Raw genomic sequence first — 23,014 nt, forward strand, 5'->3', positions numbered from 1 at the left:
TTAAAATAGGATATAGAACGTGAACTTGAGAATGTCAGCGAAATGAGAGGCAGGGATGGATAATGGTATATGTGGCTAGCGAGGAACGGTATGAAACGATGCAGTATCACCGTACGGGCAAAACCGGCCTCAAACTTCCGGCAATCTCACTGGGGCTCTGGCACAACTTCGGCGGAATCAATGCCTATGAAAATGGCCGGGATATGATCACCCGTTCGTTCGATCTTGGCATTACCCACTTTGATCTGGCCAATAACTATGGCCCGCCTGCGGGTTCAGCAGAGGAAATGTTCGGTAAAGTGCTTGCCCGCGATCTGGCTCCCTACCGTGATGAATTGATTATCTCAACCAAGGCAGGATATTACATGTGGCCGGGACCCTACGGGGACTGGGGGTCTCGCAAATATATGCTGGCGAGCCTTGATCAGAGTCTGAAGCGGCTGGGGCTGGATTATGTGGATATTTTTTATTCGCACCGGCCTGACCCGGAGACACCGATGGAAGAAACGATGGGGGCACTGGATACTGCGGTGCGTTCCGGCAAAGCGTTGTATGTCGGCTTGTCCAATTACACAGCTGAGCAGACCGTAGAGGCTATCCGTATTCTGAAAAGTCTCGGCACGCCGCTGCTGATCCATCAGCCCCGCTATTCCATGCTTGACCGCTGGATCGAAGGGGGGCTGCAGGATGTGCTGGAAGAGCATGGCGTCGGCAGCATTGCCTTCACCCCGCTCGCACAGGGCCTTTTGACCAATAAATATCTGAACGGTATTCCGGATGATTCCCGGGCGGCCGGCCCTTCCGTTTTTTTGAACGAAAGCCGGATTACGCCTGAAGTGCTGCGCAAAATTCACGCGCTTAACCAGCTTGCAGTCTCTCGTGGCCTTACATTAGCGCAGTTCGCGCTACTCTGGACTCTGCGCGGCGGCAAAGTAACATCCGCACTGATCGGCGCAAGCCGGGTCAGCCAGATTGAAGAGAACATTGCTGCATTATCGCACGGTGAGTTCACGCAAGAGGAGCTCGACAGGATCGAGACGATCTTGAAGACGGACACCGAGTCCTGAGAAATAGCGGCTCTTATCATCCACTTACACTGACATAGCACAAAGCCCGCTTCCTGACTGGAAACGGGCTTTTGCCGCTTGCAAGCGAAGCGAACACAACGGTCTGATGATTTCGTATGGAGCAATACTTCTTATTTGCCGCAAAATAAGGGTACAAATTCCCACTATCCTCCGTAATGGTAAGGATTTTCACCGATTAGTGGTATAAATTCCACTTAGCATTGGCATCTGCGTCCCTGTCTCCCCAAAGGGTCATCTATACCACTACTTCTCTACATGCCTTGCCGTTGCAATCCGGTAAGCGGTGGGGGATTGGGCACAGAGGCGTTTGAACTGGCGGGAGAAATACAGGGCGTCCGTCAGTCCGACCGAGGCAGCCACCTGTTCGACAGACAGCTCCGGCCGCTCGCGCAGGAGCTGCCGTGATTTCTCGATGCGCAGCTTCAGCAGATAGGTAACGGGCGAGAGGCCCGTTTCCTGCTTGAAGATGCGCGAGAGATAGGCGCGGTTGTAGCCAAGGCTGGCGCACATCTGCTCAATGGAGACGGGATGGGCATACTGGGCGGCCATATAGTGGATCATCTGCTTCACGGTGCGCTTTACCTGGGATTCCGCGCCGGGAAGCCGGGAGGAGGAGAGATGCAGCCCGGCTGCTTCGCCGACGATCAGGTACAGATAGCCCAGCGAGGTCAGATGGGCGCTCTCTTGGCCCGCATAGAAGGCACGCATCATCCCGGCCAGCGCGCCGGGGAAGGTACTGCCTTCGATGGTGGACAGGACCGGCTTCAGCGGTGTGAAGCCGGCCTGCAGCACGAGCGCGTCAGCAGCCGTGCCCGTGAATGCAGCCCAGCGGTAACGCCAGGGCTGTTCTTCGTCAGAGAGATAGCTGACCAACTGTCCGGGATGAATCAGGAAGCAGTCCCCCGGTCCAAGCTCGTACTTCCGCTCTTCCGTCCGGAAAGTTCCGAAGCCAGATTCAATGAAGTGCAGGAGGAAGTAATCATAGATTTTGGGACCCGCCTGATGCAGCGGGAGCGTCTGGCTCTCACCGGCAAAAAGCACATGCAAATGCTGACTGTCATAAACTACAGGATTTGATCCTACGGAATAAGTATGTTCCATACTGGAACCGCCTTTCCCCCGTTAGCGCTATCATAGCCATAAGGGCGGGTAAATGAGAAGGGTATTTATCCTTTTGATTATATCGCTTCTTTTCAGGGAAGTCACATTTGTCCATACATTACACACATGATTGCATTATCAGGGCAAGTCTGATTTTATTATAATGTAAGCATAAACGAAGCAATACGATTGACTAAAGTGAATACGAGAAGCAGCGAAAGGATGGAGTGGCATTAATGAGCATACAGGATCTGAAAGTCAAATTTATCGAGAAATACGGAGAGAGCACTGAGGAGGCGCGTGTATTCTATGCTCCTGGTCGGGTAAACCTCATCGGTGAGCATTTGGATTACAACGGAGGTTACGTGTTTCCGGCAGCGCTGGACTTCGGAACTACACTTATCGTGCGTCCGCGCAGTGATGGCAAGGTTCAGTTCGCATCGACAAATTTCCCTTATGAAGCCTCCATTGACTTCAGTGAAATCGGCAAAGCCAAAACCGGTGAATGGGTAGACTATCCGGTTGGTGTGATGGTAGAGCTGGCTAAAAAGGATCTTCCGGTATCCGCAGGCTACGATCTTCTGTTCCATGGCGAGATTCCGAACGGCTCGGGTCTGTCCTCCTCCGCTTCCATCGAAGTGGTCACCGGGTATGCCTTCCTGACGCTGCTTGGCGGAGACACGGATACTGTAGAAATCGCTTTGCTCTCCCAACGCGCGGAGAATCAGTACGTCGGCGTAAACTCCGGGATTATGGACCAGTTCGCTGTAGCTAACGGCAAGCGTGACCAGGCGATCCTGCTCATGTGCGACACCCTGGAATACAGCCTGATTCCTTTTGTGACCGGCTCCTACAAGCTTGTGATCGGCAACACCAATAAGAAGAGAGGTCTGGTGGACTCCAAATACAATGAGCGCCGCAGCCAATGTGATGAGGCCCTGGCGATTTTGAAGCAGGAGGTTCCCGCCCTGTCCTACCTGGCAGAGATGAAACCTGAACAATTCGAAATTCATAAGGACAAAATCACTGACGAAACAGTAAGACGCCGCGCCCGCCATGTAGTGGAAGAAAATCAGCGTGTACTTGATTCTGTAGAAGTACTGAAGAAGAACGACCTGAAGCAGTTCGGTTTATATATGAATGACTCCCATGTCTCGCTCCGTGACCTCTATGAAGTCAGCTGTGAGGAGCTGGACGTTATGGTGGAAGAAGCACAGAAGATTCCGGGTACGCTCGGTTCACGCATGACCGGCGCAGGCTTCGGCGGCTGTACCGTATCGCTGGTGCATGAAGATGACGTGGAACGGTTTATCCGTGAAGTAGGAGAAACCTATAAGAACAGAACCGGATTGACCGGTGAGTTCTATGTATGCGGAATCGGTAATGGTGTAGAAGAACTGAAAGGAGTGAAGTAAGATGGCGATTCTGGTAACAGGTGGAGCAGGGTATATCGGTTCTCATACCGTAGCGGAGCTGCTGGATCGTGGCGAAGAGGTTGTGGTCATTGATAATCTGCTGACAGGGCACCGCGAGGCACTTCTGGGCGGCAAGCTGTATGAGGGCGATTTGCGTGACAAGGTAACACTCGCCAAGCTTTTTTCGGAAAATAAGATCGACGCTGTCATCCATTTTGCTGCAAGCTCGCTGGTTGGCGAGAGCATGAAGGACCCGGTTAAATATTATGACAATAACGTATATGGTACACAATGCCTTCTGGAAGCGATGCAGCATGCCGGTGTGGACAAAATCGTCTTTTCTTCGACTGCCGCAACCTATGGCGAACCGGAAAAGGTGCCGATTGAAGAAACCGACCGCACTGAGCCGGCGAATGTGTACGGCGAAACCAAGCTGACCATGGAACGGATGATGTCCTGGTTCGACAAGGTGCTGGGCATCAAATATGTGGCGCTGCGCTACTTCAACGCTGCCGGGGCACATGCCAGCGGTAAGATCGGCGAAGACCACCGTCCGGAGAGCCACCTCATTCCGCTGGTGCTGCAGACGGCGCTGAAGCAGCGTGAGAGCATTGCGGTCTTCGGTGACGATTACCCGACAGAAGATGGAACCTGTGTGCGCGACTATATCCATGTCAGCGATCTGGCGGATGCCCATGTACGGGCCGTCAACTACCTGCGCAGCGGCAGTGCCAGCAATATCTTCAACCTCGGCAACGGGCTGGGCTTCTCTGTCAAACAGGTAATTGAAACTGCGAAAAAGGTAACCGGCCTTGATATTCCGGTGGTGATTCAGGAACGCCGCGCCGGCGATCCGGCTGTACTGGTAGCTTCCTCCGACAAAGCCCGCTCTGTGCTGGGCTGGAACCCGCAGCACGCCGATGTTGAGGGGATCATCCAAAGCGCCTGGAACTGGCATTCGGCCAATCCGCAAGGGTACGGGGAATAAGCTACAGCACATGAAGGAGAATTGAAATGACTAACAATGATAATACCGCTCCCGGTGCGGTGAAGGCGCTGTATGCAATCGAACAACTGGTAGGGTTTGCTATCCATCAGCAGCTGATTCAGCCTGCAGACGTAGATTACAGCCGGAATGAACTGCTGGATCAGTTCGGCTTCAGTGAGCCGTATGCTGCAGAATTCGCAGAAGCGCCGCTGGAGAGTCCGCAGGCTCCGCTGGATGTTCTGATTGATTATGGCTTTGAAATTGGGCTGATTCCCGAAAATACGGATACGTACCGCGACCTGCTGGATGCCAAGATTATGGGTCTTCTAATGGCCCGTCCTTCCGAGGTGAATGCCGAATTCTACAGCCTCACAGCGGAAAAAGGTATTCAGGCGGCGACTGACCGTTTCTACAAGCTAAGCATAGATTCTAATTATATCCGTATGGACCGGATCTCCAAAAATGTGTTCTGGCTGCAGGAATCTCCTTACGGCGACATTGAAATGACTATTAATCTGTCCAAGCCGGAGAAGAATCCGAAGGAAATTGCCATGGCTCGGCTGCTTCCTCCTCCGGTCTATCCGAAATGTCTGCTGTGCCGTGAAAATGTCGGTTATGCCGGAAGAATCAATCATCCGCCCCGGCAGAATCTGCGCGTGATTCCGCTGAAGCTGAACAATGAGAAATGGTTCCTCCAGTATTCTCCTTATGTCTACTACAACGAGCATTGTATCGTGTTCCATCATGATCATGTGCCGATGAAGCTGACCAAGGACACGCTGAAGCGCCTGCTCAGCTTCGTGGAGACCTTCCCGCATTATTTCATCGGTTCTAATGCGGATCTGCCGATTGTCGGCGGTTCGATTCTGACCCATGATCATTTCCAGGGCGGACGTCATACCTTTCCGATCCAGAAGGCGCCAAAGGAGGCAACTTTCACCCACGATGCCTATCCAGGTGTAAGCCTGAGCATCGTGAAATGGCCAATGTCGGTACTGCGTTTGCAGGGTACGGATCCGGCAGTGCTGCTGGAATGCGGGAATTCGATCTATGAAGCCTGGCAAACCTATAGTGATCCAGCAGCCGAAGTTCTGGCCTCAAGTGAGGTGGACGGGGAGCAGACGCGGCACAACACCGTCACTCCTATCGTGCGCCGGGCGGAGGACGGGGGCTTCGAGATGGACCTGGTATTGCGCAACAACCGGACCAGCGAAGAATATCCTGAAGGGATATTCCACCCGCACCGGGAAATGCATCATATCAAGAAAGAAAATATCGGACTGATCGAAGTTATGGGTCTGGCCATTCTTCCAGGCCGCCTGAAGGACGAGCTGGATGCCATTTCCGGTATTCTGGCAGGAGACACGGCTCTGCTGGATGCTGTGCAGACTCAGGCAGATCATGCGCTGGCGCAGCATGCTTCCTGGATTCAGGAACTGGCTGCCCGCTTTGGCACTGACATGGACCGTGAAGAAGCAGTCAAGACGGTACAAAATGAGGTTGGCATTAAGTTCACCCATATTCTTGAGCATGCCGGGGTCTACAAGCGTACGGCTGAAGGCCAGGCGGCATTCCATCGCTTTGCCCACAGCCTTGGTTTCCGGTGAGCATGCACAGTTTCTGTTAACCCCTGCATTGCCTTGTGAGATGTCCCCAGCCGGTTGGCGGGGGCATTTCTTTTTGCAGAGCGGCTGTTCGCAGGACCTGATTTGAATGCTGCTGTTCAGAGGTCTATAATAGGATATTGCACCACATTCCTGAAATAAACGGAGGTTTACCTTTATGCACAAGTTTGAATTTTATAATCCTACCAAGTTGATTTTTGGACAAGGTACCCTAAGTGCACTTCAGACGGAAGTGCCTAAATACGGCAAGAATGTACTGCTTATGTACGGCGGCGGAAGCATTAAGCGCAGTGGCCTGTACGATAATGTAATCAATGAACTTAAGGCCATTGGTGCAGTAGTTACAGAATTATCCGGAGTTGAACCAAATCCGCGTCTGTCCACCGTACACAAGGGTGTAGCCCTGTGCCGTGAAAAGGGTATAGACCTAATCCTCGCTGTAGGCGGCGGAAGCGTGCTGGACTGCGCCAAGGCGGTTGCAGTGGGTGCTAAATACGACGGGGATATGTGGGACTTTGTAGAACGTAAAGCCGCTCCGCAGGGGGCACTTCCACTGGGAACCGTGCTCACTATGGCTGCTACGGGCTCGGAAATGAACAATGGCTCCGTGATTACCAATGAAGTCACCCAAGAAAAGATGGGCTGGGGCAGTATTTACGCCTTCCCGGCTTTCTCAATTCTGGATCCGGAGAATACCTTTACGTTGCCGCGTGATCAGACCGTATACGGAATGGTGGATATCATGTCCCACGTGCTGGAGCATTATTTCCACACCCAGGGTAATACACTGGTTCAGGACGGGTTCTGTGAGACACTGCTGCGCACAGTGATTGCTACTGCTCCGAAGCTGATTGATGATCTGAACAACTATGAACTGCGCGAGACGATTATGTACTGTGGCACAATGGCACTGAACGGAATGGTCAGCATGGGTTTTGCAGGAGACTGGGCAACCCACAATATTGAGCATGCCGTATCGGCTGTATACGATATTCCACATGGCGGCGGACTGGCGATTCTCTTCCCGCACTGGATGAAATACAACTTAAGCACGAACCCTGCCCGTTTCCGTCAGCTGGCTGTTAATGTATTTGGCATTGATGCTGCCGGCAGAACCGATGAAGAGGTGGGTCTTGAGGGCATAGAAGCGCTGCGCCGCTTCTGGGATTCCATTGGCGCACCGAAGACACTGGGCGACTATAATATCGATAACAGCGAAATTGGTAACATGGCCGACAAAGCGGTACGCTTTGGTCCGTTCGGTAACTTCCGTAAGCTGCAGCGTGAAGACGTTGTGGAAATTTATACAATGGCACTATAAACGGCAGCTTGCTGCCGGTCTATACTTCATCGGAGAGCCGTTCCTTTCAGGGGACGGCTTTTTTGTTTTGTTCTTTTTTATCATACAATATTGTGATATTTACCCAAGAATGTGAAACCAAGGACAGGGTTGAAGCGTTTAACCTAGTATGACAGTCCGGGAAAAAGACAGGAGGAGAATGATATGGAGACGCTGTATTTGGGCTGTTTGGCGCTTGGCGTCATCTTTGCCGTGGTCAGCGTGCTTTTGGGAGATTTGATCGGCAGTGCCTTGCACGGAATATTCGATGTAGTGTCCTTCCATTTCATCAGCCCTGCGGTTGCGGCTGGAGGCATCACTGTATTCGGGGGAGCAGGCATTCTGCTGACCCGTTACAGCAGCCTGGAGAATGGACCCGTTCTGGCCCTATCCTTGCTGATTGCAGCATTCATGGGCATTGTCATGTATTTGGGAGTGGTAAAACCCATGGATCAAAGCGAGATGTCCAGCGGTTTCTCCATGACCGAGCTGCCGGGCAGAATCGGCGAAGTTACAGTTCCAGTTCCGGCACAAGGCTACGGCGAGATTATGGTGAAGTTCGGGGCGGGCAACAGTCTGCACACGGCGGCAAGCTTTGACCATCTTCCGATTCCAGCCGGGATTAAGGTTGTAGTGGTTGAAGTAAAAGAAGGGGTTGCGGTTGTATCTGAATTCGAAAAACGAAAAGGAGAGGACGCGTAATGTACGGATTGCCTGAATACTTATTTATTCCTGCTGTGGTTGTTGCTGTACTCTTTGTGCTCGGAATTGCATTCTGGGCACGTTATAAAACGGTTGGCCCTGATGAAGGAATGATTGTCACCGGTTCCTTCCTGGGCAACAATCACATTTCCGATGACGGCTCCGGCCGCAAAATCAAAATCGTCCGCGGGGGAGGGGCATTTATTCTGCCTGTGTTTCAGAAGGCTGAATTCATGTCGCTGCTGTCCCATAAGCTGGATGTGACGACACCGGAGGTCTACACCGAGCAAGGTGTACCTGTAATTGCCGACGGGGTTGCAATTATTAAGGTGGGCAGCTCCACCGAGGACGTGGCGACGGCAGCAGAGCAATTTATGGGCAAGCCGATTGAAGCCCTGAAGAGCGAAGCACAGGAGGTGCTGGAAGGCCATCTGCGGGCGATCCTAGGGTCTATGACGGTAGAGGAGGTCTACCGCAACAGGGACCGTTTTGCCCAGGAGGTTCAAGGGGTAGCGGCACGGGATCTGAAGAAAATGGGGCTGCAGATTGTTTCCTTCACGATTAAGGATGTGCGCGATAAGCATGGATATCTAGAAGCGCTCGGAAAGCCGCGGATTGCGGCCGTGAAGCGAGATGCAGAAATTGCTGAAGCTGAAGCTCTGCGGGATGCGCGAATTCAAAAGGCGAACGCGGAGGAGCAGGGGCAGAAGGCGGAACTGCTGCGCGATACGAATATTGCTGAAGCGTCGAAGGAAAATCAGTTGAAGGTTGCTGCGTTTAAGCGAGATCAGGATACCGCAAAGGCGGAAGCCGACCAGGCGTACCACATTCAGGAAGCGCGCGCCAAACAGACGGTGGTTGAAGAGCAGATGAAGGTCGAACTGGTGCGTAAGGAACGGGAAATTGACTTGCAAGCCAAGGAAATCCAGGTCCGTGAGAAGCAGTATGATGCCGAAGTGAAAAAGAAAGCCGAAGCTGACCGCTATGCGGTAGAACAGGCGGCTGAAGCCGACAAGGCCAAAAGAATGCGTGAAGCGGATGCCCTGCAATACAGTATTGAAACCCAGGCCAAAGCTACTTCTGAGCAGAAGCGGCTGGAAGGTCAGGCGGTAGCGGATGCAGAGCTGGCTAAAGGTAAAGCGGAATCCGAGGTTATCCGGCTGCGAGGTCTTGCAGAAGCGGAGGCTAAGGAGAAGCTGGCCGAAGCATTCCAGAAATTTGGCGAGGCTGCAGTGCTCGATATTATCGTAAAAATGCTGCCTGAGCTGGCTGGACGCATCGCTGAGCCGCTGGCCTCCATCGATAAGCTGACCGTGGTGGATACCGGCAACGGAGAAGGAGCTGCCCGAGTCAGCAACTATGTGACCCAGCTGATGGCCACGGCTCCTGAAATGCTGAAGAGTGTATCAGGGATTGATGTGGAAGCACTGATCAAGGGTCTTACAACCAAAGGGACGGCAGCTTCCAAGCCCGTTATTGCTTCACCGGTAAGTCCACCTCAACCAAGGGTCTCTGAAGGGACAACGGGTATCCAGGAGACTAATTAGCCGAACTGTATCTTAGAAAAAGTGGTCGTCTCCTAAACAAGGGAGATTGGCCATTTTTCCAGTTGATTGTCAGATGAATGAAATAGGAGGACCAAGTGTGGAGCTGATTCTGGATAATATCCGCAAAAGTTTTAATGACAAATCTGTACTTAAAGGCATCGATTATACCTTTGAAAAAGGTAAGATTTACGGTCTGCTGGGGCGCAACGGTGCTGGCAAAACATCACTGTTCAACTGCCTGAGCGGGGAAACACGCATGGACAGCGGAGGAGCTTTTCTGCGGAGAGAGGAAGTCAGCCTACCGCTGCGCGAAGAGGAAATCGGGTACGTGTTTTCGCTGCCCATTCTTCCGGAATTTCTGACAGGTTATGAATTTGTGAAATTCTATATGGACATCAACCGGGATAAAATCCAGCCGGGGAAAACCATCGGAGATTATTTTGATATCATCCGTTTCGATGAGGAAGACCGCCACCGGCTGATCAAAGGCTATTCGCATGGCATGAAGAACAAAATCCAGATGCTGTGTTTCATCATCACCCGCCCGCCGCTGATTCTGCTGGATGAGCCGCTTACTTCATTTGACGTAGTGGTGGCACTGGAGATCAAGAAGCTGCTCCGTGAGATGAAACAGGATCACATCATTATTTTCTCCACACATATTTTGCAGCTTGCGGCAGATTTGTGCGATGAGCTTGTAGTACTAAGCAATGGCGTACTCCAGGAGATCCCTGCAGACACCTTGCACAGTCCGGAGTTCGAGGAACGGATTATAGCGCTGCTGAAGGATGGCGATGGCCATGATTAGCACACTGAATACCATTATGGAGATACGGGGGGCCTCAGGGGCGAACCGTTTACTGTACTATTTTGGCAAATTGCCTGTGGTGGGAAAACTGGTGAATGACAGTGTGTATTCGCGGACATCCCTCAAAAAGAAGTTTACTATATTAGTCCTTATTCTGAAAATCATCTGGGGCTTCCTATCCAAGTTTGCCTACCTGGGGCTCATCGTATACCTTCCTGTCCTTCTCACCGCCAAAGAGCTTTCGCTTTCTGAACAATATGATCTGTATCTGCATGTGCTTGTATTAATCAGTTTTGGGGTGAGCGTTGTATCAAACGCCATTATTTTGGAACCCAAGCGGGATAAATATATTTGTGTGAAGCTGATGAGACTTCCCGCCGACAAGTATATGCATGCTGTCCTTACGCTTAGGGCGTTGACTTTTTTTATTTATTTTGTTCCTGCGATGATGGTATTTGCACATGCATTCGGCGCGCCGGTCTGGCACGGCCTGCTTCTGTCTTTACTTCTCTCACTCTGGCGCTTTGCCGGTGAAGCGTTACATCTGTGGATATTTGATACGCGGGAGATTGTACTGGTCAAACAAAACGGTCTGGTCTGGTCCGTCATTGTAGTGGGGTATCTGCTGGCTTTTGTGCCTCTCTACACGGGGAAGGCATTACTGGATATGGATGGAGTGTTGTTTAATTTCCCCTTGAGTCTGACGCTTGTGATCACTGGAGCTTTGTCTGCACTCTATATTGCCAGATATCCCGGCTACCGTAATGCGGTGGATGCGGTCACCAAGATTGATGATCCCCTTCTGGATATGGGACGAATGATGAAAGAGGCAAACCGGAAGCAGGTAGAGACCCATGAGAAGGATTTCACGCCAGTACAGCTGCGGTCCGGCCAATTTGAGGAGAAAACCGGCTATGCCTACCTGAACGCGATCTTTTTCTCCCGGCATAAGCGTTTCCTGGTTCAACCTATTCAGCGCCGGCTGTTGATTATTGGCGCGCTGTTTGCAGCCGGTTTGATGATTTTGCTGGCCGAACCGGCTTCGTTCTCGAAGGTGGCCCGTTATGTGATGAACAGTCTGCCCATGCTGGTCTTTGTCATGAATTTCACCTCTATTGGAGAGCGGGTATGCAAGGCGATGTTCTTTAACTGTGACCTTAGTCTGCTGCGGTACGGCTTCTACCGGGAACGGTCTGCAGTGTTGAACAATTTCCGCGTGCGCCTGCTGCGCCTCAGCGCTCTTAATTTGATTCCGGCCGCAGCGATCAGTGTGGCAGTCAATTTGCTCTTTTTCTTATCGGGGGAAAGCTGGGGAATGACGGACATGCTGATTTTTAGCGGTGCCATTCTAGGCCTGTCGCTGTTTTTTTCAGTACATCACTTGTTTATGTACTATATCTTCCAGCCGTACAGCACGGAGCTGAATGTGAAGAATCCGTTCTTCAGCATCATGAACAGCATTGTACTAGCAGTAGCTGTGATATCAATGCAGTTTCGGAGTACACCAGCTCATTTTGCGGTAATCGTGCTGCTTGCTGCTGCTGTCTATATGCTGATTGCCCTATTCCTGGTCTACAGATATTCAGCAACAACATTTCGCGTGAAATGATGATTACACTGCTTTAACTGATTTTGGATGAATAAGCATGTATTATACCTTGATGTTTTGTATGAAAATTAAGTATAATGGTTTTTAGTCTTATTTTATAATAGTGCTCGCTTAAGTTCGAAATCTGTTATTCGAAGAGGTGTAAATAGTGAGCAGCATATCAGTAGCGAAAGTACTCAACAATAATGTGATTATCGCCCAGCATCCCCAATTCGCCGAAGTGGTTGTGATCGGCAAGGGCATCGGGTTTAACCGTAAAGCAAGTGACCGGATTAATCTGTCCTCCGTGGAGAAGATGTTTATTCTCCGCAACCAGGAGGAGCAGGAACAATATAAGCAGCTTGTTCCCCAGGTGGACGAGAAGCTTATAGAAGTTATGCAAGAAATTGTGCTGCATATTATGCAGAGCAGCCGTCAACCGCTGAATGAGCATATCCATATTGCGCTTACTGACCATATCTCGTTCGCCATCCGCAGAAACGAGCAGAATATAGCCATACATAATCCGTTCCTATACGAAACCAAAGAAATTTACCCGGAAGAGTATAGTTTGGCGGAGTATGCGTTAGAACGCATTAATGAGGCAATGGGGGTAAGGCTTCCACCGGATGAAATTGGTTTTGTTGCTTTGCATATTGTAAGCGCGATTAGCAACAGGCATATCTCCGAGGTCAAGCAGCACTCCCTGCTGATTGGGGATATGGTGAACCTGGTGGAAGACAATCTGGATTATCATATCCCGAGAGACTCACTGGATTATTCCCGTCTCGTGACCCATTTGCGTTTCGTGCTGGAACGGCTGCGCAGGGGAGAGACTGTGCGGGAGACTTCATCGCTCGATGGACTGATGAAACGGGAATATCCGGAAATGTATATGCTGGCCTGGAAGTTGACCAAGGTGATTGAACAGCGGGTGCATCTTCCTGTCTACGCAGCAGAGGTAAGCTATCTGACGATTCATCTGCAGCGTCTGGCTCAGAAAAAAGAGGACGAAGCAGATATGGAGCAATCAGAGTAGGAAATAAAACAAAAACTCTTATTTTGTAAGGTTATTTTGTGCTTGCATGTTTAAAAGAACGATGCTACAATGTTCCCTGGTTAAACAAAACAGAATACAAAGCGTGTAACTGATACGATCAGGCATGAGTGATTTACAGTATTTTGGTTGTCCAGCCCCAAGTCGGGGTAATCTAACCTTGTGGTTAGTGGGACAACCTGTATGCTGTGTTGCTCATGCCTTTTTTGGCTTCTGTTTGAACGATATTAATAATTAAGGAAGTGACCTCGATGTTCAAAAAAATGTTTGGTGTGTTGCAGCGGGTCGGTAAGGCGCTTATGCTTCCAGTGGCTATCCTGCCCGCGGCAGGCCTGCTCCTTGGGATTGGCAACATGCTGGTTAACCCTGATTTCCTTCAATACGTTCCGGCACTTGAGAATGATGTAGTTCAAGCCATTGCCAATGTATTGATGAACTCGGGACAAATTGTGTTTAGTAACCTGTCCCTACTCTTTGCAGTCGGGGTAGCCATCGGGCTGGCCGGCGGCGAAGGGGTTGCAGGATTAGCGGCTATTATCGGGTTCCTCGTTATGAACGTGACGATGGGAACCGTGCTTGGTATCAATGAATGGGTCCTGAGTAAGCAAGACTTTGCTTATGCGAGTGTTCTCGGGATTCCAACCCTCCAGACCGGTGTCTTCGGCGGTATTCTGGTCGGGATACTTGCAGCCTCTATGTACAAACGGTTCTTCCGTATAGAGCTTCCTTCCTATTTGGGATTCTTTGCGGGTAAACGGTTTGTGCCTATTATGACTGCTGTAACCTCCCTGATCCTTGGTCTTGCACTGACGATCATCTGGCCGCCGATTCAGCACGGTCTGAACTATGTATCGCAGAGTATGATCAACACGAACCTGACGCTGTCGGCCTTCATCTTCGGGGTCATCGAGCGTTCCCTGATACCATTCGGTCTGCATCACATCTTCTACTCACCGTTCTGGTATGAGTTCGGAAGCTATATCGATAAGGCCGGGCATCTCGTTCGCGGTGACCAACGGATATTCATGCAGCAGTTGCGTGACGGTGTGGATTTCACAGCAGGTACCTTTACAACCGGTAAATATCCGTTCATGATGTTCGGTCTGCCTGCAGCGGCACTGGCGATCTACCATGAAGCCAGACCTGAACATAAACGGGTTGTCGGCAGTTTGATGGTTTCCGCAGCACTCACTTCCTTCCTGACAGGGATTACAGAGCCGCTGGAATTCTCATTCCTGTTCGTGGCTCCGCTGCTGTTCGCAGTACATGCTATATTTGCCGGTTTGTCCTTCATGACCATGCATATCTTGAATGTCAAAATCGGGATGACCTTCTCCGGCGGTTTCATCGACTATGTATTGTTCGGTGTCATTCCGAACCGTACAGCCTGGTGGCTGGTTATTCCGGTAGGTCTGGTTCTTGCGGTCATTTACTACTTTGGATTCCGCTTCGTGATCCGGAAGTTCAATCTCAAAACACCGGGTCGTGAAGATCCATCGGATGATGTGGAAGAATCAAACACAGAGAATGTATCCAGAAGCGGTGATGATCTGCCTCGCAACATTTTGTCCGCACTGGGCGGCAAAGAAAATATCACTCACTTGGACGCTTGTATTACACGTCTTCGTGTAGAAGTTAAAGATAAGGCCGGCGTGGATAAGAACCGCTTGAAGAAGCTTGGCGCGTCCGGCGTGCTCGAAGTCGGTAACAACGTGCAGGCGATCTTCGGAACCCGTTCCGATACGATCAAATCACAGATTCAGGATGTAATGAACGGCAGAACTCCTGCCGCCGCACCAGCCGCAGCTGCTCCGCAGCCTGAGCTGGAGAAAAAGGCCGGCGAAGAAGGCGCAGCGATTATTCCTGAAGATATCGTATCTCCAGTCAATGGGGAGCTGCTTGATATTACACAGGTACCGGATGCGGTATTCTCCCAAAAGATGACTGGTGACGGATTTGCATTCCTGTCAGATGACGGTAAGATTGCTTCACCGGTATATGGCAAGGTGTTCAACGTCTTCCCAAGCAAGCACGCGATTGGCATTATGTCCGATGGCGGCAAGGAAGTCCTGGTTCATATCGGTGTAAATACGGTTAAGCTTAAAGGTCAGGGTTTCACGGTTCTGGTCGAAGAAGGCGATCTGGTTGCTGCAGGGCAGCCGATTATGGAGGTTGATCTGGAGTATGTGAAGGCTCACGCTCCTTCCGTGATTTCTCCGGTCATTTTCTCCAATTTGCCTGAAGGTTCTGCCGTTACATTGAAGAAGTCAGGTAAAGTGGCTATCGGTGACAAAGATATCATTAGCATCGTGTAAGATGTGCAATGGTGTAGCGCTTCCTTTATAATTAGAGGGAGCGCAGCCTTCACCATACAAAACAAATCCTATATGAACAGAAAGCGAGTTGGATAATATCATGCAAAAAACATTCAGAATTATCGATGAAGACGGAATTCACGCACGCCCGGCAACAGCGCTGGTAAACACAGCTACAAAATTCAAAGGCACTGAAGCTTTTGCAGAAGCAAAAGGTAAAAAAGTAACACTTAAATCCATCCTCGGCGTATTGTCCTTGGGTCTTGAAGCAGGCGACACACTGACTCTAATTACTGAAGGCAGTGAAGAAACCGAAGCGCTGAGCGCACTTCAGGAAGTTATGGTTAAAGAAGGGCTGGGAGAGCTGAATGAGTAAAATTTCAGGAATCGCGGCTTCAGCAGGGATTGCAGTAGCCCGTGCCTTTATCCTGGAACATCCGGACTATACCATTACGAAATCGGCTGTAGGCGATGTGGAGGCAGAAGTTGCCAAACTGACAGACGCGCTGGAGAAATCCAAAGCTGAGCTGCAGACCATCAAAGAACGCACTCTTGCTGAACTGGGCGAGAAGAAAGCGGAGATCTTTGAATCCCATCTATTGATTCTGGAAGATCCTGAGCTGATCAGCCCCGTAATGGACAAAATCCGTGAGGAATTGGTTAATGCGGACTACGCTTTGAATGAAGTAGCTACTCAATTTATAGAAATGTTCGAAAATATGAAAAGCGCTTATCTTCAGGAACGTGCAGCCGATATGCGCGATGTAACCAAACGCGTTCTGAACCACCTGCTGGGTATCCATTATGTGAGTCCTGCCGAGATCAATGAAGAAGTCATTGTGATCGCCCAGGATTTGACGCCTTCCGATACGGCACAGCTGAACCGTAACTTTGTCAAGGGATTCACGACGAATATCGGTGGACGCACCTCGCACTCGGCTATCATGGCCCGGTCTCTGGAAATTCCAGCGGTAGTCGGCACCAAGAATGTGCTGTCCTTAATCAAGGCAGGAGATCTGGTGATTGTGGATGGTCTGAGCGGGGATGTTCTGATCAACCCTAGCGATGCTGAGGTAGCTGAGTATAAAGCCAAGCAGGCAGCCTATGATCTGCAAATTGCGGAGTGGAAAAAGCTTCGCGACGAGCCGACGGTATCCGCTGACGGCAAGCATGTGGAACTGGCAGCCAATATCGGCACACCCAACGATGTGAATGGTGTGATCGAGAACGGCGGCGAAGGCGTGGGACTGTACCGGACGGAATTCCTGTACATGGGCCGCGACAAGCTGCCTTCTGAAGAAATTCAGTACAATGCTTATCGCACCGTGCTGGAGAACATGAACGGCAAGCCTGTTGTTGTACGCACGCTGGATATCGGTGGCGACAAGGAACTGCCATACCTGGATCTGCCTAAGGAAATGAACCCGTTCCTCGGCTTCCGGGCGATCCGCTTGTGTCTGGACCGTCAGGATATTTTCCGTACCCAGCTCCGCGCACTGCTTAGAGCAAGCGCCCATGGTGATCTGCGGATCATGTTCCCAATGATCGCTACACTCGGTGAATTCCGTGCAGCCCGTGATCTGCTGCTTGAAGAAAAAGCTAAGCTGCGCGAAGAAGGCAAGGAAGTGTCTGATAATATTCAGCTCGGCATTATGGTTGAGATTCCTTCCACGGCTGTTCTCGCAGACCAGTTCGCCAAGGAAGTTGATTTCTTCAGTATCGGTACCAATGACCTTATTCAATATACAATGGCTGCCGACCGTATGAATGAACAGGTATCCTATCTGTATCAGCCATACAATCCGGCCATTCTGCGCCTGGTCAAAATTGTCATCGATGCTGCGCATGCTGAAGGTAAATGGACCGGTATGTGCGGCGAAATGGCTGGCGACAGCACAGCAATTCCGTTGCTGCTGGGCCTCGGCCTAGATGAATTCAGTATGAGTGCGACTTCCATCCTGCCGGCACGAAGCCAGATTTCCAAGCTGTCTGCCGCAGACATGAAGGAAATGGCTGCCAAGGCACTGCAGCTCGGCACTGCTGAGGAAGTTGCCGCACTTGTGCAGAGCAGCGTGAAATAACTATTATTTTAAGCTTTTCTCCGGTTTTACCAAGTCTGCTTTTCCAACTACTCTATTCCGGCCTCCTAATCTGGGGGCTGGTTTTTTTTATATTATTAAAGCTTGCCGGTTTATACCTAACCACCATTTGTAACATTGTTCAGTGTTGCTGCGTTAGAAAGGATATGACTGGCTGAAGTCATCACATAGCATCAATTTACAGTAGCTATCCTAACCATAGCAGGTTATACTTCCGATAGAATAGCTGCTTTCACTTGATAAGCTAAATCGGGAAGTCATAACTACCGATATAGGATGTATAGACAGCAGAATAGGCTGCTGGACCCAAACTTGTGAACATCGTGTTACATATAATAGGTTAAGCCAAGTTATGGGTTAGCTATGGGTAAGTATTATTTTTGAATGATGTGGAAATAGTTGGCTACTAACAGCAGTAGATCTGGTTTCCGGCAACCGCGCGGAGGACACTGGGATGGTGAACATGAATGAACAGCAATTATATAAATGCAGAGAAAGATATAGAAGTCTATACAGGTAAGGATCTTGGAGTGACTTATACTGCGGGTTACAGCCTCTTCAAAGTATGGGTGCCCACAGCCTTCACGGTGTCGCTGGTATTGTATGATACGGATGGGAATGGGACGGAAGCCTTGAATGACGATTACCGGGACAGCGGCCGTATCGTGAACATGCAGCTGCTGGAGGGCGGAGTCTGGCAGGTTCGTATCTCGGGGGATTTGAAAGGCAAGTATTATATGTATCGTGCCGTTTTTAGCGATGGTACGATTAAGGAGGCAGCGGACCCGTATGCTGTAGCAGTGTCGGCCAACGGTACACGTTCAGCCATTGTGGACTTGCGCAGTACCGATCCGGAAGCCTGGGACTTAGACAGGTCTCCTGCGCTTCCTCATCCTGCCGATGCCGTGATCTATGAACTGCATGTACGGGATTTCTCATCGTCTGAGGACTCCGGTATGCTGCATAAAGGCAAATTCAAAGCTTTTACTGAATTCGGACTTAAGGATCTTGCGGGACACGCGCTGGGCATTGACCATTTGGAGGAGCTGGGCATTACCCATGTACACCTGCTCCCGGTATTTGATTTTCAGACCATCAATGAACTCGGCACAGAGAGCGTAAGGAAAACGGAGCCCTTTTACACTGAATATAACTGGGGGTATGATCCTCAGCACTACAACGTACCGGAAGGTTCTTACAGCACCAATCCCTCTGATCCGGGAACCCGTATCCGTGAGATGAAGGAAATGGTGCAGGCGCTGCATAGTAAAGGGATATCCGTGATTATGGATGTCGTGTACAATCATACCTATTCTGTGGAAAAAGGACCTTTTCAGCCACTGGTTCCCGATTATTTCTACCGGCATGACTATAACGGCCGTCTCTCTAATGGCTCCGGTGTCGGCAATGAACTGGCGACTGAACGTCCGATGGTCCGTAAATATATTAAAGATTCATTGGCCTACTGGGCTTCTGAATATCACATTGACGGGTTCCGTTTTGATCTCATGGGACTGATGGACAGTGTAACCATGCGTGAGATAACGGAAGAACTGCGACTTGAGATCAACCCGAGTCTGCTGCTCTACGGCGAGCCCTGGACTGGAGGGGATTCTCCTCTGGCCACCAAAACACTAAAGGGCGTGCAGAAGGGCAAGGGATATGCGGTCTTTAATGACAACTTCCGGTCTGCGATCAAAGGGGACAGCGATGGCTGGGGCAAAGGCTTCGTAACTGGCGAATTTGGCAAGGAAGGCGCGGTTGCTTCCGGGATCAAGGGAGCCATTCATGAATTTACCGATTCCCCGGTGGAAACGGTGAATTATGTTACTGCACACGATAATCTAAATCTGTGGGATAAGGTGCTTGCCACACAGGGTCTGCGCCAAGCGGCCAAGCTGCCGGAACTGGAGAATGGACAGCTGAAGTACGGTGGTTCGGTGGAAGCAGCCATTGCCGCTGCCGATCCCTACTTCGCGGTTGACCGGCAGGATATTCTCGGCAATGAGACAGTAAGGCGGTCACTGCTGGCGAGCGGAATCATCCTGACTTCTCAGGGCATCCCTTTTCTGCAAGCGGGGGATGAATTCCTGCGAAGCAAATACGGTGACCACAACAGCTACCGTAGTCCCGATGCGATCAATGCTATCCGTTGGAAGAACAAAGCAAAGTTCCTTCCCGTCTTCGAATACTATAAAGGTCTTATTGCGCTGCGGAGCAGTCACCCGGCTTTCCGGCTGCATGGACGCCAAGAGATCGAGCGTTCTCTGGAATTCCTCCGGTGTGATGGCGGAGTAGTCTCCTATCTGCTCAAGAATAATGCCGGCGGTGACGTCTGGAACAATATCGTTGTGATTTTTAATGCCAATCCCGGCCTGGTCACTCAAAGGCTCCCTGAATCGGACGGCTGCTGGAATATCGTTGTTGACCATACCTCTGCCGGAGCCAATGCTTTCCGGACTGTCCAAGGCTCGGAGGTAGAGCTTGAGGGATTATCCATGATGGTGCTCTACGATAAATACGGGCAGCCAGAACCAAGATCCAAAATCATTGAAATCCATTATGAGCGGCCGGATGGTGATTATCGGGGCTGGAACCTGTGGACATGGGGTACAGGTATTCAGGATGGACAGAGTGATTTCCGGCAGATGGAGAATGGTCATGCGGTGGCACGGATCGAAGTGCTTCCGGAGACAGAGTCCATAGGCTACATTCTGCGGCTGAATGACTGGGAAGAGAAGGACGGGGCTGGAGACCGTTTCATTGACTGCTCCGGCAGCCAGCAGCTGGTTAAGGTAACCATCCGGGAACGGTTGCGGGAGAACAGCGGGGGTAAGGATGATTCGCTGCAGCTTACCAGTTAATATATAGTCAAAAGAGCTGTTCTGTGCGGCAACCCTTTAGGGGCCGTCAGAACAGCTCTTTTGTGTGTGTACGATTCATAGGTTCTCAGATATCCCTTATTTGGGCTGGTCTGAATATTCTTCATCCACCAGCTCACTATACAGATTGGCTTCATTGCCGCCGTGATTCTTGGAGCGGTACATGGCCAGGTCGGCAGCCCGGAGCAGTTCATTAATGCTGCTGCCATGCTGCGGGTAAAGGGCTACTCCTATACTGGCTGAAGTATGGAAGCTGGAGCCCTGGTTGATTGACCAGGTTTTATTGAAGAGCTGCAGCAGCCGGTTCAGGATTTCATCAAGCATCTCAGGGTTTTGGAACCGGTGCAGCACCACGGCGAACTCATCTCCTCCAATCCGGAAGGCCTGGCCGGAACCCTTGACGGTCTGCTGCAGTTCACGTGAGAGCAATTGCAGGAATTCATCCCCGGCCAGATGGCCAAGGGTATCATTCAGCTGCTTGAACCGGTCGCAATCCAGCAGGGCCAGCGCAATCTCCTGTTTGCGTTCCTCCGGCTGATGGATCAGATTCTCCATATACATTTTGAAATGGGCTCTGTTGGGGATTGCAGTCAAGTGATCGTAAAAGGCCAGCTTATGCAAGCGCTCCTCATATTGCTTTCGTTGGGTGATTTCACGGGATACCAGCATGAACTGCGCCGGAAAAGCACCGCTGCCCTTAATCGGGGTAACCTTTGTTTCCAGCCATACCCAGTGCCCCTCCGCTGAACGCATGCGTAGCTCGGAAATCCGCGGGGTAGCCTGTACCACACTTTTGAGCTTAGCCCAGGTAATCTCCGCCTCCCGGATATAATTGGATAGCGGAGCACCCTTGACAGGGATATATCCGAGCAGACCGGAATGGGAAGGGGAAGCGTAGAGGATCAGACCGTTAGGATCGGTCAAAATAATAAAGTCAGACATTGTCTCACCAATTAATTGATATAGTGACTTCTCCTCAAGCATTTCATTTTGAAGGGAAATCAGCTTGCGGCACAGGAAAATAATAACGAGCACCAGCATAAACAGGAATAAGGAATATAACGCGAACAGTGCACTTTTTTTATCCCGGAATTCCTCAGTTACCTGCCGCGCATAGCCGTCAATTAATTCTTCGGATTTGTCCAGAGGTTCCCGCACTTGGTTCAGAAGAGTGTTGGTTTGGAGGGCGGAAAAGGATTCCGGGTTCCAGTTACTCTGTACCCGCTGTGAGATCAGTTCCCTCCCTGAATCTTTCCAGGTTTGAAAAGGGCCATCGACGTCTTGGAGTACATTTTTGAGCTCGGTAAGCAGCTGAGCACTCTGCTTCATCCCGCTGAATGGATTCTCTACAGAGTTAATGTTATAGCTTGCCATGCTAAGCCGCTGCTTCGCCTGGTTATTATTCTCTTCAAAATCCTGGGACAGCCTGCTGCGCTCCTCGGCGGTAATATTTCCATTGATAGCAGTATGAAGGGCCAAGGCAGACTGGTACAGGTCGCGGTCGGCATTCAGGATGAGCTCGGAATTCTGATAGACATCGTTATATAAGGAAGCGGATAGTTTGTTCATCGTATGATTCAAATATAGAAGGGAAGCAATACTGATACTCACCAGAAGAACGGAGATAGCGGCGAATAACAGGATAAGCCTGCGTGTATTTTTGATGCCTGAAAAACCTGCCACTTCATCCACCTCCTGCAAATGCTATTAAGTATTCAACAATGTTGTCAATAACACGCTAAATATATCCATATGTGGACGTATTGCTTATGTGTGCAGGATAAAGAAGAGATAGGAATCCAAGCGAGTCATACAAAGCAGGGGAAGAATGGGGTGGCAGGAATGAATCTCCCGGTATGATCGAAGTTTCTTCTCATCAGTATAAAGGAAGCACTCATGTTCAGCAATTGCCTGTGAAAAAATGGATATAGCTTAATAATCTCCAGACTCCGGAAGCATCGGCTCAGGTTCAAACCTTGATCCGGGGAGATTGGTATTGAAATTTTAGAGTTGTCGCTTCAAAAATAAAAAGATTATGTATAGCCTGCTTCCTTATGGATATTCCAGCCCTTGAGTCCTATTACCCAACTTTTCTGCTAGCGATACCCTCTCTGATTAATATTCCGCAGATAAGGTCCAGGGCTATAGGCACCACGCACCAATCCAGGCGGAAAAATTTGTCCCGCTTGTCAAAACAGCTGATTTTGCATATAATAAATAGACATATCTTCTTAAGCAGAAGATGAGGTTCATTCAGCAACATCCATGATAAATGCAGTGATGGAGAAGAGTACGCAGTGCCTGGCTTACAGGGAGGAGACGCCGTTGATTGAGAGCGTGTCTAAGAGAGCAGAGCTGCCGAAGTTCACTCCGGAGCAGTTCCTTGAATTTCTTTCGAGCCTTGCTTGAAGGAGAGCGTAGGGGAAACCGGCCGCAGACCGTTATATCTGCTAGAGTGAG

17 protein-coding genes are annotated in these 23,014 nt (G+C 50.4%); 15 read left to right on the forward strand and 2 right to left on the reverse strand.

What is annotated here, in order from left to right; genetic code table 11:
- Nucleotides 1-62 precede the first annotated feature (62 nt).
- Complete coding sequence (gene mgrA, locus ACAN54_RS21705) at nucleotides 63-1,067, forward strand: L-glyceraldehyde 3-phosphate reductase (RefSeq protein ID WP_379160326.1); 1,005 nt, start codon at nucleotides 63-65, stop codon at nucleotides 1,065-1,067.
- 264 nt (nucleotides 1,068-1,331) lie between these two features.
- On the opposite strand, the gene ACAN54_RS21710 is transcribed toward mgrA, so the two are convergent.
- Nucleotides 1,332-2,189, reverse strand: coding sequence for an AraC family transcriptional regulator (locus ACAN54_RS21710; protein WP_379160329.1), 858 nt, complete (start codon nucleotides 2,187-2,189; stop codon nucleotides 1,332-1,334).
- A gap of 236 nt (nucleotides 2,190-2,425) precedes the next feature.
- On the opposite strand from ACAN54_RS21710, the gene ACAN54_RS21715 reads away from it, so the two are divergent.
- The 13 genes from ACAN54_RS21715 to pulA all read left to right on the forward strand — a co-directional run bounded on the left by ACAN54_RS21715 (nucleotide 2,426) and on the right by pulA (nucleotide 20,536).
- Nucleotides 2,426-3,604: a galactokinase gene (locus ACAN54_RS21715; protein ID WP_379160332.1), complete on the forward strand. Its 1,179-nt coding sequence runs from the start codon at nucleotides 2,426-2,428 to the stop codon at nucleotides 3,602-3,604.
- A gap of 1 nt (nucleotide 3,605) precedes the next feature.
- Nucleotides 3,606-4,592, forward strand: a complete 987-nt coding sequence (gene galE / locus ACAN54_RS21720; protein WP_379160335.1) for a UDP-glucose 4-epimerase GalE — start codon at nucleotides 3,606-3,608, stop codon at nucleotides 4,590-4,592.
- Between the two features lie 26 nt (nucleotides 4,593-4,618).
- Nucleotides 4,619-6,199, forward strand: coding sequence for a UDP-glucose--hexose-1-phosphate uridylyltransferase (locus tag ACAN54_RS21725; protein WP_379160338.1), 1,581 nt, complete (start codon nucleotides 4,619-4,621; stop codon nucleotides 6,197-6,199).
- Between the two features lie 175 nt (nucleotides 6,200-6,374).
- Nucleotides 6,375-7,538: an iron-containing alcohol dehydrogenase gene (locus tag ACAN54_RS21730; protein ID WP_379160341.1), complete on the forward strand. Its 1,164-nt coding sequence runs from the start codon at nucleotides 6,375-6,377 to the stop codon at nucleotides 7,536-7,538.
- 183 nt (nucleotides 7,539-7,721) lie between these two features.
- On the forward strand, nucleotides 7,722-8,258 hold the full coding sequence (locus ACAN54_RS21735) for an NfeD family membrane protein (RefSeq protein WP_379160344.1): 537 nt from the start codon (nucleotides 7,722-7,724) through the stop codon (nucleotides 8,256-8,258).
- Nucleotides 8,258-9,805: a flotillin lipid rafts scaffold protein FloT gene (gene floT / locus ACAN54_RS21740; RefSeq protein WP_379160347.1), complete on the forward strand. Its 1,548-nt coding sequence runs from the start codon at nucleotides 8,258-8,260 to the stop codon at nucleotides 9,803-9,805. The genes ACAN54_RS21735 and floT overlap by 1 nt, the downstream gene beginning before the upstream one ends.
- 97 nt (nucleotides 9,806-9,902) lie before the next feature.
- Nucleotides 9,903-10,613 carry an ABC transporter ATP-binding protein gene (locus ACAN54_RS21745; protein ID WP_379160350.1) on the forward strand — a complete coding sequence of 237 codons (711 nt, stop codon included), beginning with the start codon at nucleotides 9,903-9,905 and terminating at the stop codon, nucleotides 10,611-10,613.
- Nucleotides 10,606-12,222: a hypothetical protein gene (locus tag ACAN54_RS21750; protein WP_379160353.1), complete on the forward strand. Its 1,617-nt coding sequence runs from the start codon at nucleotides 10,606-10,608 to the stop codon at nucleotides 12,220-12,222. The genes ACAN54_RS21745 and ACAN54_RS21750 overlap by 8 nt, the downstream gene beginning before the upstream one ends.
- A gap of 148 nt (nucleotides 12,223-12,370) precedes the next feature.
- Nucleotides 12,371-13,240 (forward strand): glucose PTS transporter transcription antiterminator GlcT, encoded by an 870-nt coding sequence (gene glcT / locus ACAN54_RS21755; RefSeq protein WP_379160356.1) that lies wholly within the window; start codon nucleotides 12,371-12,373, stop codon nucleotides 13,238-13,240.
- Between the two features lie 269 nt (nucleotides 13,241-13,509).
- Nucleotides 13,510-15,573 (forward strand): glucose-specific PTS transporter subunit IIBC, encoded by a 2,064-nt coding sequence (ptsG, locus tag ACAN54_RS21760; RefSeq protein WP_379160359.1) that lies wholly within the window; start codon nucleotides 13,510-13,512, stop codon nucleotides 15,571-15,573.
- Between the two features lie 100 nt (nucleotides 15,574-15,673).
- Nucleotides 15,674-15,949 carry an HPr family phosphocarrier protein gene (locus tag ACAN54_RS21765; RefSeq protein WP_379160362.1) on the forward strand — a complete coding sequence of 92 codons (276 nt, stop codon included), beginning with the start codon at nucleotides 15,674-15,676 and terminating at the stop codon, nucleotides 15,947-15,949.
- Nucleotides 15,942-17,654, forward strand: a complete 1,713-nt coding sequence (gene ptsP / locus ACAN54_RS21770; RefSeq protein WP_379160365.1) for a phosphoenolpyruvate--protein phosphotransferase — start codon at nucleotides 15,942-15,944, stop codon at nucleotides 17,652-17,654. The genes ACAN54_RS21765 and ptsP overlap by 8 nt, the downstream gene beginning before the upstream one ends.
- A 485-nt stretch (nucleotides 17,655-18,139) precedes the next feature.
- On the forward strand, nucleotides 18,140-20,536 hold the full coding sequence (gene pulA, locus ACAN54_RS21775; RefSeq protein ID WP_379160368.1) for a type I pullulanase: 2,397 nt from the start codon (nucleotides 18,140-18,142) through the stop codon (nucleotides 20,534-20,536).
- Between the two features lie 96 nt (nucleotides 20,537-20,632).
- On the opposite strand, the gene ACAN54_RS21780 is transcribed toward pulA, so the two are convergent.
- Nucleotides 20,633-22,237, reverse strand: a complete 1,605-nt coding sequence (locus ACAN54_RS21780) for a diguanylate cyclase domain-containing protein (RefSeq protein WP_379160371.1) — start codon at nucleotides 22,235-22,237, stop codon at nucleotides 20,633-20,635.
- 582 nt (nucleotides 22,238-22,819) lie between these two features.
- Here ACAN54_RS21780 and ACAN54_RS21785 point away from each other — a divergent pair.
- Nucleotides 22,820-22,963 (forward strand): hypothetical protein, encoded by a 144-nt coding sequence (locus ACAN54_RS21785; RefSeq protein WP_379160374.1) that lies wholly within the window; start codon nucleotides 22,820-22,822, stop codon nucleotides 22,961-22,963.
- Nucleotides 22,964-23,014: the final 51 nt, after the last annotated feature.

Source organism: Paenibacillus diazotrophicus (assembly GCF_042610465.1).